This window comes from Kosakonia sp. S42, assembly GCF_016624785.1.
GTDB classification, from domain to species: domain Bacteria; phylum Pseudomonadota; class Gammaproteobacteria; order Enterobacterales; family Enterobacteriaceae; genus Kosakonia; species Kosakonia cowanii.
The window spans coordinates 1-10,211 of the sequence record NZ_JACVTW010000058.1 but is presented as its reverse complement, the minus strand read 5'-3'; the positions used below and the strand labels follow the sequence as shown (position 1 = coordinate 10,211).

The following is a 10,211-nucleotide window of genomic DNA, read 5'->3' as shown; positions in this document are numbered from 1 at the left end:
CATGATCTTCATTATCCGTAAAATCAAGCATCTTCAATGATCACGGGTATACATACAGTAAAACAAGTACGCCTGCACAATACTCATGTTAATAACATCGGTATTGTATGGAGCAAAAAAATAATTATATTTATATGATTTATAATGAGTTAAATGTTTCTTGTGGTATTTACCCTGTTTTTTTCATCATGGCATTCCGGCAGCAGTCGCAATCAAGGTATGCATGAGGTCATGCGCAGAAAAAAAGAAGGAAAAACTAATGAATATATCCATACAGAACAAACAAAAACCGGACACCGGAACGGCGATGAAACGCAGTACCAACTATATCTGACGGCACAGGTTGTTCACGAAGCCCGCGAGCCGGGGATCAATCTGTCGGCCACGCTGGACGCCGTGCTGACCGACCTGGTGTGGCAGAAAAAGCAGCAGAAATGGAAAGAGGAAAGCCGAGAGGCTATTCAGGCGCTTAATGACTGGGAGCGCGAGACTGGGCCGTTCACGGACGATGAGTTTTACGGAGTACTCTGATGCCGCAGTATGCCGTCTACCGCAACACTTCGGTAAAAAGCCGGGATCAGTACCCCTCTATAATCGATATTCAGTCTGATCTGCTTGACGATTATGATTCGCGGGTCGTGATGCCGTTGGCGCCGCTGACCGCACGCAACGCCCGTGTCCGGGCACTGACGTCGGAAATTATCGTTGAGGGCCGGCAGTATGTGATTGTCACCAAATCGGTGACTACTGTGAACAGTAGCAAACTCAGAGAAGCGGACAGGTTGTGCACCGTGCGGGGGAAATACACACCGCCATCGTTACCGCGCTGGATACTATTCGGAGGGAAGGTTACGATAAAGCGTCAGTGTCTGAACGAAACGAAAGCAAAACACCTTGCCGCAGAAGCTGGCCTTGGAGCTGACCTCCAGTCAGAAGATTCCGCAGGAGACAAAGCGGCACATCAGCAATTTTGCTCCTCGCCTCGGCAATTTCTGGTCGAGCGCGTCATCGCCAGCCGCATCAGGGCCGGAAGTTCCGCCACGTTCACCTCAAATACAGCGGACAGGGCGTTCAGTGTTTCAGGCTGGGCTGATCGCTGTTCTCGATACGCGGCACCGTGCGCACGCTCAGCCCGGACAGTTCGGCAGGCTGCTCCCGGGACCAGGCACGCGTAAGACGCAGCGACCTGAATTTGTTTCCTGTCTCCGGATGGAAGGTGTTCAGCGCACAGTGTTGCCCGCGAAATCCTGCGACCACGATCATAGCGGTCTTACATGCCGCATTGAGGTTTTTGAAGTCGTAACTTCAAGAGGAGCAGGTACGGCAAGATTTAACATAAGTTCAGTTACGCAGTTTCTGGGAGAACGCCAATAATGCTGATCTACGACGCCTTTGGACGGCATATTGGGGTAAAACGTGAGGTGAACGCTGGCTGGTATTCCGTGCAGACCTGACGGAACGAAAATTTTTCCGGCTTTACGACATTGCAATTCCGGACGATATGACAGAGGACGAAATCCTGGGCTGGCTGGGCGACATTTTTTATGAAACAGCAACAGAGCATCATCCTGATGTAAAACGGGTCGAAAAGAAATTTATTCGTACTTGGCAGCCACTCTGATTCAACATAAAACTACGCTGCCGAACTCAGGATGATGCCCGCCTTCCAGTCTCTCTTCGCATGAAAAAATGACCTATACTCAGAGGGGGAGTGACCATATCCAATTTAATTTTAAGCAGGGAATCTATCATGAATGAAAAAACGCTGTTGGCGACCATGATGGTCGCGCTGGTGACGTTTACCGCTGCCGGATGTTCTTCAAACCAGGAAATAAAAACCACAGATGGCCGGACTATCGTTACAGACGGCAAGCCCAACATTGACAGCGATACGGGGCTAATCTCCTACAAAGATGCGCATACAGGCCGGACCGAGCAGATCAACCGCGACAAAATTACCAACATGAGCGAACTGGACAACTGATACGGATAAAAGGAGCCAGCCATGAAAAGATTTTTGTTTCAGTATTCGCAGTATGCCATTCACACCAATGACGGGTGTACAATTGTCAGCGACGGTAAGCCTGAAGAGTCGGGCATGGGCCTGCTGGGCTATACCGATGCGAACGGAGTTAAGCAGCAGATCAACAAAACCGACGTGAAAGAAGTCTCTCGAATTCTGCACTGAGGCACCGCTTTCTCCGAAAAGGGCGGCTGATGCGGCCCTTTTCTTTTTCTTTCTCTGTCCCGACAACAGGCGAAAACAAAGCTCCCGCACACGGAAAGGCGGGAGCTAAAGCACTACGTACGGCACAGTGGATTTATAACGGACAGCCCCTTTTGCGGGACAGATACAATTATCGGCTACTTACTGAATTTCCCAGGCCCGGACACATAATTTTTTCCAGGCCTGCCTGTGTTCAGTATTTACCATAAAAGCTCTGGCTCCGGTCACCTCTGCTTAGTTTTAACACCCCTGTGATTTGTGGCTCCACGGCAGTAAAGATCCCGGGCACACTTTTTAAGCAGTAAGAAAATTTCTGGAATCAAGGGTGAATCTGAAAAATGCATCTTTCAGACTTTTCTATTCCCCCACATTTGTTACGATCCGGAGGCTGCGATCAACGCACAATAACTATAAAAGCACTGCATATGACCCTGCCTTTCCCGCAAGGGCATTTTTTATAAGGCCCTGAGACCGTGCAGGTCCACCATCAGGGCTGCGTTTTTTCCTGACAGGGGGGGAGGCTTATGACAAAAAGTGAGAACGTACCCGGCTGGCTGTCGCCGAGATGCGCTGTCAGTGGGTATGGCGGATACCTGTCATCACCTCCCGCCAGCTGGGTGCCATGCTCGATGATATTGAGCAGATGAAAGCGGAGCTGCGGGCGAAGTCAGTGGCCCTGTCTGAGTGGGGCTGACGGTTCCCGTTATCTGGTTGTGTACCGGATTACGTGTGGTGAATCCCCCTCAGTGGCGTAAACAGCAGAGTGACATCAGCGTTTGTAGCGTAAGGAAAGTGTGCGGATCCGGGTGGCTGACCCTGACTCACCGGGAGGCACCCGGCACCACGCTCCCTTATAAAACCATAACAGGGAATAATGCGCCTTACTGATACGGAAATCACACCTCAGCCCGTTCCCGGAGAGCAGGCTTTTTTACCTCATTCACTGTTATCCTTCCCCCCGGAACGCCGCAGCAATGCCTGGGCGTTCCTGACCGCACGGTGATCCCCCGGCGTGGAACTGGTATAAACCGGGCGGCAGCCCGGCTTCGTGAATTTCACATGCCCGCCGGACGTGCGCTGAATGCTCCATCCCGAGCGGCGGGCATCTGTAAGCAAGGTCATCAGTGCTTTCTGACCGTGGGCCAGCTTCCGGATATTTTTCATTTCATTGATTCCTGAATGTCTGACAGCCGCATTTTATGGCTTGCGTCCGTATGATCCCCTTATTCTGAGAAGATTTTTGTAACGAAGGACTGTTGTCCTCCCTTCCGGAATGCCGGATTTCATGCCGGAAGGGTCTTTTTGACTGGCCCTTCCTGCCGCGCCGTTATCAGGCTATACAGGGGGCAGTTTGTATATAGAAAATTTGTACTATAAAGGCTTCCCCGGCATGTCAACGCCGGTGTTTATGGCTCCTGTCTGCAATACAGTAAAAAAAAGGGGAGAGACTGCGGTACTATAAACGACCATAATGAATCGTTATCGATTCGGACTCCGATGAAAGACGCGCGTTAGGCTTTCGCTCGATAAAAGGATACGTATATCCTGTACAATAATCAGATATATCTAACGGGAATCTAACCCTTTATCATCAACGAGTTGCAAATCAGATGGTTATACTGCTGCTTCGTGCTTTAACTGGCCGAGTACAGCCTGAAATCATTACCGTAATGCAATGATTTCAGGCTCAGCCTTGCGTTTTTGGCTGCGCTGGTCACGCCAGTATCCTCTTCGCCCGACCAGCGGGCAGGCCAGCGACTGAATGAGTCACTCTTTTTCTCTGCGCCAATCAGTGCTGAACGGGGCCATTGTACCAGAAGTGTTCGCAGATACGAATCACTGGCTTTCGTTATCCTGCCGGGTTTTGATTTTCCACCGCTGCTGTATTGTTATCGGGTTCTGCCAGACCATCATCGCAGTAGTAGCACAGAGCATCCTGCTGATTCAGCACATAAGTGAACTCCTCACCCAACCGTGATTTTTTTGACAGCGTGCGCTTTTCTCCACTAACCAGTCATACAAGGATGTCAGCAACGGTTTACTTCTGGGTAGCCTCGCCGTCAGCCGTTCTTTTGGCGGGAGCACTCGTATTTTTTCCAGCTCGCCGATACGTTTTAGGGCTTCTCTACTGTCGCCGTTTGGGTGCTGATGTACACATTGTGGATTTTTCTGCGGGCGTGAGCCCAGCACGCCGCTTTTGCCAGCGGGTCACCTTCACGCTCTGCAATGAACAGGCGGGCGGGTCGTAGCCTGCGAAGGCGTCCGCCTGCAGTAACGAAGATGTTGTTGGGGATGCTTCCCCTGCCGGTCTGGCGAGAAGGCGAACCACACGGCCGATGGGTCTGGCGAACTGCTTTTTCGGTCATCACGGACATAGGCCCAGATATGCCCCGTTTTCGTTTTCTTTCTGCCCGGTGCCAGTACCGGCACTGGCGGTCGAGTAGACCAGAGGGAACCTCCCCCCTCCGGCCGCTCACAGGACCGTAAGTGAAGCTCTCACCTCATACGGCTCCTGTTATTCAACTTTACCTGACCATGAACTTCTAGTGGACGAACATCCCTTGGTTCTGTCGCCGGATCCGCTCCAGTACCTCATTGGCCCGACTTCGATTCCACCGGCATGGCTTATAGCGGCACCGGACCCACTTTACTAACCGCCAGTCCAGTATCCGCCATAACCTGTTAATTCCACCTGGATAAAAATTTTCATAATAATTGATCCATCCACGCAGCTGCAGGTTAATCCTTTCCGCGATTTCTTCTGCCGACAGGCTTGCCAGTCGCTGATATTCCATGCCCGGAATGTCCGGACGATGGCTTTCTGGGCCTTATTGCTTATCGCCGGCAGAAATCCGGTGAACAGACCCCCTGCAATCTTCCTTGCTGCACAGCGGCGGAAGGTGAAACCCAGAAAATCGAATGAATAGTGACCGTCGCTTTTACGTCTGGTTAGTGGGTGGCAGTTTACAATCCGGGTTCTCTCCGGATGTAACTCCAGCCCGCAGCCTTTCATTCGCTCCCTGAGCTGACTGAGAAGCATACCGGCTTCCCGCTTGCTTCGACAGTGAATTATGCTGTCATCAGCATACCTTTCCCATGAATTATTTGGGTAGTGTTTTTCCAGCCATTTATCTTGCGCGTAGTGCAAAAAAAGATTCGCCAGCAGAGGACTGACGTCGCCGCCCTGCGGGGTACCTTTTTTGGTGAATGACGATACCCGCCCGGGTAAATGATCTCCGCTTTCAGCCATCGCACAATGCATAGTCTGACCCATGGGGCCGGATGCAGATGATCCACTGCCTTCAACAACAGGGCATGGTCAAGATTATCAAAAAAGCCTCTGATATCCAGATCAATCACCCATTCGTATTTCCAGCAGTTCGCTTTTGCCTGTGCAACGGCATCATGCCCCGATTTTTCCGGTCGGTCCAAATGAAGAGTAACTGAACAACGGGTCCCATTGCGGCTCCAGTAGCATCTTGACTGTCATCTGTGCCACACGATCGCTGACAGTGAGGATCCCCAGTGAACGAGTTTTCCCGTCTGATTTTGGGATATGCTCCTGCTTTACCGGCGGCGGCATATAACAGCCAGAACTTAACCGGTTCCGGATCTTGTAAAGATTTTGGGCCAGACTATGCCCAAACGCTCCAATTGTCATTCCATCCACACCTGCCGATCCCTTGTTGGCTTTGACCGCCAGCCAGGCTCTCCAGATAATGGCTTTATCGATCAGATAAGGTTTTGTTTTGTTCAAAATAATCATCCTGTCAGCAGTTGTTGCTTTAAACAAAACTGAATAACGTTCCCCCTCCGCTCCACCGCCATTACAGCACCTTCGTCACTACTACGGGGAACTCCGTCCCTGTACACGCTGCATCGGTACTCTTTCTGGGCGGTGTTTTGCCGCAGTTTCTCCCTTAGCATCAGCGTGTCAGGTTCACACGTTTTGTATCTGAGTCTAAGCAAAGATCATGCCACCTCAATGCCGGTTGGCCAGTAAACAGGTTTCCGCCATCCTTATCCCGGGGTAACGACAAGAACCTGGTTTTGACAACGCTTACTATAACGACACTTGTCCAGTAGTTCACTCGCGTTCATCTCCTCTGCTCCTACCTGACGGCTTATCGCCGCCTTTTCTCAGTGCTTCCTGCTGTGGCTCTTTACCACAACAGTCTGAGGTGGTTTTGTATCCTCCTCCTGTAAGGCGAATACGGAAGGTCATCTTCCATCTCAGACACAGCATGGGCGGAGCTTTCCCGGATCCGTCCTTCGTGTCACACTGTCATCCGTGTGAACCTTGCGGGTGTTCAGCGGTACGGGGCCTCGTCCAGCGGCGCCATTAACCGGCAGCACGCGTCCAACCCAATTGGAGAACAGCGCCCGGCTCAGCTCTACGCCCTGACGGGCAAGGATTTCTGTCTGCCGGTATAACGGGGTGTGCGGTCCGGCGATCCCCCGTTCGATGGGGCGTGATGGCGCGGGTACCTCCACGATACAGTCGCATTTTGTGCAGGCTTTTTTTAGCCGCACTGTGCGGATGACTTTCAGGGCGCTGGCGAGCAGCTCCAGCGGCTCCGCGCTGACTTAGCTGAGGCACACCATTTCACCACCACTGCCGGACAGCATGTTTCTGCGAGCTCCAGCCGGTGTATCCCACGGGGAAGGTTCCGGTAACGGGCGACGATGGCGGGACTGGCGCAGCTGGCGAGGTAACTGCGGATCGTCTGCCCGTCCGTTGTGGCGATCGCTTTCCTGCTCCTGCTGTTTCAGCAGGGTTTCAGCTTATTCAACCTGCCGGCGAAGTTTTTCAGAGCGGGCCAGCACCGAATGGAGGAACGACTCAGTCTCTGTAACGAGACTGAACTGACTATCTTTCTGGCGGAGCGCATCTTCCAGCGCGGTGATACGGCGAGACAGTCCTGACTCAGGACTTCATTTATAATGCGGTCATGTTCTTTTTACGACATTGTCAGTGAGTTAAGACGTGGTGTTTTGGCTGACGCCAGTCCAGCTTATTGGGGAGTATGGCAAGTTGTGAGTGGTGATTGCAACCTTGCCGTCGCAAACTGTGGGCCACACGAGCAACCTATCCTCAGGGCGTTTGGTAAACAGGCACAAACCGTCAGCCCAGCCCGAAGGATCTTCACGGTATCGCCTTTGCGTCCACAGAAGATGAACAGATAGCCGGAGAACGAATTTTCATCAAGTGCATGCTGTAACCAGCTCGCCCAGGCCATTGAACGATTTTCGCATATCCGTGACGCCAGCAACCAGCCAGATACGGGTGCCTGACGGGAGGGATATCACTGGCTTCTCCCGGTCAGCTCGCGGAGCAGCACGGACAGCAACTCTGATGACGGGTTCTCAAGTGTCATTTTTCCGTGGCGGAACTCAACACAACAGGATGAGGCATTCAGTGCGGAGAACTGACCCGGATCTGTCGGCAGAGGGTCCTCGTCCTCTGGCGCGTGTGCTATCCATTCTCGCGGCTGGCCGTACTCCACGGGCTCTTTCAGGATCCCAGCTTCCATTGTCGGCGCCGGAGCTCCCGGACCTGCTTCAGAGCAGCAGTAAGCTCAGAGCTGGAACGACTTCCTCTCCGGCCGCTACGGCGGTGGACTGCCTTCCTGATATTGCTTCCACTTGAACAGCAAGCTGGGTTGAATACCGAGCAGGCGTGCGACATGGGAGACATTTATGCCTGAATGGCGATTTTTTCATGAGGAATTTTACGCTTACGAACTTCTTGCCCTAAAAGGATCCCGGTCATCTCAAAACTGGCGTTAATATTAGACATATACTCAAGCCTATCTCTTATCTGGAGATACAGCTACTGTCCGGTGTTTCAGGGGGCTACATCACCGGTTCATACACGGAATCGCCGTATTACCGCGACCCTGCGTCAGTCCGGAATGACGATCAACCATAAAAAGGTTCAGCGTCTGATGGGGAAATTATCTCTGTGCGCCAGGATAAGGTAGAAAAAATACCAGTCTTACAAAGTCGCTTATGGGAAAGTCGCTCCAAATCTTCTCCAGCGTCGTTTTACAGTAGCTCAACCCAATAACAAATGAGTTACTGACCTTACCGAATTCAGGGTATCGGATAAAAAGCTTTATCTATCCCTGGTGATGGACCCGTATAACGGAGGAATCATTTCTTATCATATGGATAATCGACCAATTTATCAGATGATCGACCTGAAGCTGACAAAAGCAACAAGGCGACTCGGAGAGGATGAAAATACTGTGCTGCACTCGGATAGTAAGAATGTCGGTGTCAGTTTTCATCATCATGCTTGCTGTTTTCTCAGCCCGGTGAGATCACTGATGCAGTGAAGACTTTCCGGCTCCCTGACTCACACTCTGATCGATCAGAAATGTGTCTTTCCCTGGACCCGTCGGCTGACGGAAAGGACTTCATGCGAGGCTTCTCCTCACCGATGCGCGTGATTCAAGAAGGGCCTGACGGCTTGTCTTATTACTGTCCTGTCCGGGTTATCGTCAGGAGAAATGACGATAAGTTTCAGAGCAGGATTAGACCATGGCGAAAATTAAGTCAGTTCTCACACCGTCTGTCGTGGGTGGCGTTGATACGCACAAGGATCTGCACGTTGCTGCAGTGGTTGATGAAAATAACCGCGTTTTAGGCAGTGAATTTTTCGCGACAACCCGACAGGGATATCGGCAGATGCTGACATGGATGACATCTTTCGGAACGATTGCCCGCATCGGCGTTGAATGTACCGGCTCATACGGCGCTGGCTTACTGCGCTACCTGCAGAGTGCCGGGATCACCGTTCTGGAAGTGACTGCTCCGGATAAGATGGAGCGTCGCAGGCGTGGCAAAAATGACACAATTGATGCTGAAAGCGCCGCCCACGCCGCTTTCTCACTTATACGCACTGTGCACCTAAAACACGAAGCGGAATGATTAAAGCACTTCGCGTTTTGAAAGTCTGCCGAAAAACGGCCGTTTCGGCGCGTCGTATTGCGTTGCAAATGATCCAGATGAATATCGTTTCTGCACCGGACGAACTCCGTGATCAAATCCGTAATCTGACCCGGATGCAGCTGATCCGCACTCTGGACGCATGGCGACCGGATGTGACGAGGTATCGCAATATTCAGGATGCTTGTCGTATTGCCTTGAAATCGCTGGCTCGTCGATATCTTGAACTGCACGATGAAATAGCAGACCTCGTATCATGATCGCGTCAATCGTAGATGAGCTGGCATCTGAGCTGATTAAGCGTAACTGTCGGCTATGAATCGGCTTCGCAGTTGCTGATCACAGCCGGTGATAACCCTCAGCGGCTTCAGTCTGAGTCTGGCTTCGCGGCCTTATGCGGAGTGAGCCCCGTCCCCGTTTCATCAGGCAAAACAAATCGGCACAGACTGAACCGTGGTGGCGCTCGTGCAGCAAACAGTGCCCTGCAATCATTGCTATAGGTCGAGTATGTACAGACACGAAAACACAGGAGTATGTAGCGAAAAGAGTCTCGAAGGGGCATTCAAAAATGGAAGCATTGCGCTGCCTGAAACGTTACATCGCACGTGAAGTCTTCTCACTGCTTCGAAATCAAAATCGGCAGATCAACAGCACTTAAATAATGACTTGACACCTAGAAGGGCGTCCAGGGCTGGCAATATCAGTCAGGCCATTATCAGCGAAAGCTTGAGCAGTATGACATCACGCAAAGCATGTCACCAAAAAGAAACTGCTATGACAATGCGGTGATAAAAAGCTTTTTTGGAACACTGAAAACAGAGTGCTGTAGTGGGAGGATTACACCAATATCGACAATTTGATGGCTGATATTGATGAGTACATTCATTATTACCAAACTTAAACTAAATGTAAGCGTCGTCTCAGCACCGTCTGGCAGATCCTGAAATTCCTGAGAGGATAGTGGACACCAAATATGTAGTGCGCCCCTAAAGTTAGACACCAGATCGAAAACTGAGGGCGCATGGCAAAA

Annotated in this window: 11 protein-coding genes and 9 pseudogenes; 8 read left to right on the top strand and 12 right to left on the bottom strand. The window is 51.4% G+C overall.

The window, feature by feature from the left end:
* Positions 1 to 153: 153 nt before the first annotated feature.
* Together IAE50_RS25080 and IAE50_RS26895 are read left to right on the top strand one after the other, a co-directional pair.
* Complete coding sequence (locus IAE50_RS25080) at positions 154 to 531, top strand: type II toxin-antitoxin system CcdA family antitoxin (protein ID WP_234467339.1); 378 nt, start codon at positions 154 to 156, stop codon at positions 529 to 531.
* Positions 531 to 761: pseudogene (locus tag IAE50_RS26895) on the top strand (CcdB family protein); the annotation flags it as partial. The gene IAE50_RS25080 and the pseudogene IAE50_RS26895, both read left to right, overlap by 1 nt.
* Before the next feature lie 310 nt (positions 762 to 1,071).
* On the opposite strand, the gene IAE50_RS25070 reads toward IAE50_RS26895, so the two are convergent.
* Positions 1,072 to 1,263 (bottom strand): hypothetical protein, encoded by a 192-nt coding sequence (locus IAE50_RS25070; RefSeq protein ID WP_375288129.1) that lies wholly within the window; start codon positions 1,261 to 1,263, stop codon positions 1,072 to 1,074.
* A gap of 110 nt (positions 1,264 to 1,373) precedes the next feature.
* Between IAE50_RS25070 and IAE50_RS25065 the strand changes: the two are divergent.
* The 4 genes and pseudogenes from IAE50_RS25065 to IAE50_RS26560 all read left to right on the top strand — a co-directional run bounded on the left by IAE50_RS25065 (position 1,374) and on the right by IAE50_RS26560 (position 2,921).
* Positions 1,374 to 1,621 (top strand): annotated as a pseudogene (locus tag IAE50_RS25065) (hypothetical protein).
* Between the two features lie 129 nt (positions 1,622 to 1,750).
* Positions 1,751 to 1,984: a YgdI/YgdR family lipoprotein gene (locus IAE50_RS25060; protein WP_200581619.1), complete on the top strand. Its 234-nt coding sequence runs from the start codon at positions 1,751 to 1,753 to the stop codon at positions 1,982 to 1,984.
* Positions 1,985 to 2,005: 21 nt separating this feature from the next.
* Positions 2,006 to 2,188, top strand: coding sequence for a YgdI/YgdR family lipoprotein (locus IAE50_RS25055; protein WP_200581618.1), 183 nt, complete (start codon positions 2,006 to 2,008; stop codon positions 2,186 to 2,188).
* 604 nt (positions 2,189 to 2,792) lie between these two features.
* Positions 2,793 to 2,921 carry a hypothetical protein gene (locus IAE50_RS26560; protein ID WP_255563765.1) on the top strand — a complete coding sequence of 43 codons (129 nt, stop codon included), beginning with the start codon at positions 2,793 to 2,795 and terminating at the stop codon, positions 2,919 to 2,921.
* A 242-nt stretch (positions 2,922 to 3,163) separates the two neighbouring features.
* Here the strand turns inward: IAE50_RS26560 and IAE50_RS25050 are convergent, their stop codons facing one another.
* The 10 genes and pseudogenes from IAE50_RS25050 to IAE50_RS25020 all read right to left on the bottom strand — a co-directional run.
* On the bottom strand, positions 3,164 to 3,391 hold the full coding sequence (locus tag IAE50_RS25050; RefSeq protein ID WP_200581617.1) for a type II toxin-antitoxin system HicA family toxin: 228 nt from the start codon (positions 3,389 to 3,391) through the stop codon (positions 3,164 to 3,166).
* A gap of 470 nt (positions 3,392 to 3,861) precedes the next feature.
* A pseudogene (locus tag IAE50_RS26330) lies at positions 3,862 to 4,116 on the bottom strand (transposase); the annotation flags it as partial.
* A pseudogene (locus tag IAE50_RS25040) lies at positions 4,107 to 4,660 on the bottom strand (transposase); the annotation flags it as partial. The pseudogenes IAE50_RS26330 and IAE50_RS25040, both read right to left, overlap by 10 nt.
* 110 nt (positions 4,661 to 4,770) lie before the next feature.
* Positions 4,771 to 4,947: a hypothetical protein gene (locus tag IAE50_RS26890; RefSeq protein ID WP_375288127.1), complete on the bottom strand. Its 177-nt coding sequence runs from the start codon at positions 4,945 to 4,947 to the stop codon at positions 4,771 to 4,773.
* Positions 4,878 to 5,477, bottom strand: a complete 600-nt coding sequence (locus IAE50_RS25035; RefSeq protein ID WP_200581616.1) for a reverse transcriptase domain-containing protein — start codon at positions 5,475 to 5,477, stop codon at positions 4,878 to 4,880. The genes IAE50_RS26890 and IAE50_RS25035 overlap by 70 nt, the downstream gene beginning before the upstream one ends.
* 153 nt (positions 5,478 to 5,630) lie before the next feature.
* Positions 5,631 to 5,984: a hypothetical protein gene (locus IAE50_RS25030; RefSeq protein ID WP_200581615.1), complete on the bottom strand. Its 354-nt coding sequence runs from the start codon at positions 5,982 to 5,984 to the stop codon at positions 5,631 to 5,633.
* Positions 5,985 to 6,481: 497 nt separating this feature from the next.
* Positions 6,482 to 7,147 (bottom strand): annotated as a pseudogene (locus IAE50_RS25025) (transposase); the annotation flags it as partial.
* A 41-nt stretch (positions 7,148 to 7,188) separates the two neighbouring features.
* Positions 7,189 to 7,537, bottom strand: a pseudogene (gene tnpB / locus IAE50_RS26325) (IS66 family insertion sequence element accessory protein TnpB).
* Positions 7,534 to 7,644 (bottom strand): annotated as a pseudogene (locus tag IAE50_RS26885) (IS66 family insertion sequence element accessory protein TnpB); the annotation flags it as partial. The pseudogenes tnpB and IAE50_RS26885, both read right to left, overlap by 4 nt.
* Before the next feature lie 48 nt (positions 7,645 to 7,692).
* Positions 7,693 to 8,000 (bottom strand): annotated as a pseudogene (locus IAE50_RS25020) (transposase); the annotation flags it as partial.
* 70 nt (positions 8,001 to 8,070) lie between these two features.
* On the opposite strand from IAE50_RS25020, the gene IAE50_RS26880 reads away from it, so the two are divergent.
* Both IAE50_RS26880 and IAE50_RS25010 read left to right on the top strand, forming a co-directional pair.
* Complete coding sequence (locus IAE50_RS26880) at positions 8,071 to 8,211, top strand: IS3 family transposase (RefSeq protein ID WP_200581614.1); 141 nt, start codon at positions 8,071 to 8,073, stop codon at positions 8,209 to 8,211.
* Between the two features lie 562 nt (positions 8,212 to 8,773).
* Positions 8,774 to 9,839: pseudogene (locus IAE50_RS25010) on the top strand (IS110 family transposase).
* A gap of 114 nt (positions 9,840 to 9,953) precedes the next feature.
* Here the strand turns inward: IAE50_RS25010 and IAE50_RS26315 are convergent.
* A partial coding sequence (locus IAE50_RS26315; protein ID WP_234467338.1) for a hypothetical protein occupies positions 9,954 to 10,211 on the bottom strand: 258 nt, incomplete at its 5' end.

Excerpts from the sequence above, each read along its gene's own strand:
- IAE50_RS25070 (WP_375288129.1), bottom strand. The coding sequence starts at position 1,263 with ATGATCGTGGTCGCAGGATTTCGCGGGCAACACTGTGCGCTGAACACC.
- IAE50_RS25080 (WP_234467339.1), top strand. The coding sequence starts at position 154 with ATGTTTCTTGTGGTATTTACCCTGTTTTTTTCATCATGGCATTCCGGC.
- IAE50_RS25050 (WP_200581617.1), bottom strand. The coding sequence starts at position 3,391 with ATGAAAAATATCCGGAAGCTGGCCCACGGTCAGAAAGCACTGATGACC.
- IAE50_RS25055 (WP_200581618.1), top strand. The coding sequence starts at position 2,006 with ATGAAAAGATTTTTGTTTCAGTATTCGCAGTATGCCATTCACACCAAT.
- IAE50_RS26560 (WP_255563765.1), top strand. The coding sequence starts at position 2,793 with ATGCGCTGTCAGTGGGTATGGCGGATACCTGTCATCACCTCCCGCCAG.
- IAE50_RS25035 (WP_200581616.1), bottom strand. The coding sequence starts at position 5,477 with ATGGCTGAAAGCGGAGATCATTTACCCGGGCGGGTATCGTCATTCACC.
- IAE50_RS25060 (WP_200581619.1), top strand. The coding sequence starts at position 1,751 with ATGAATGAAAAAACGCTGTTGGCGACCATGATGGTCGCGCTGGTGACG.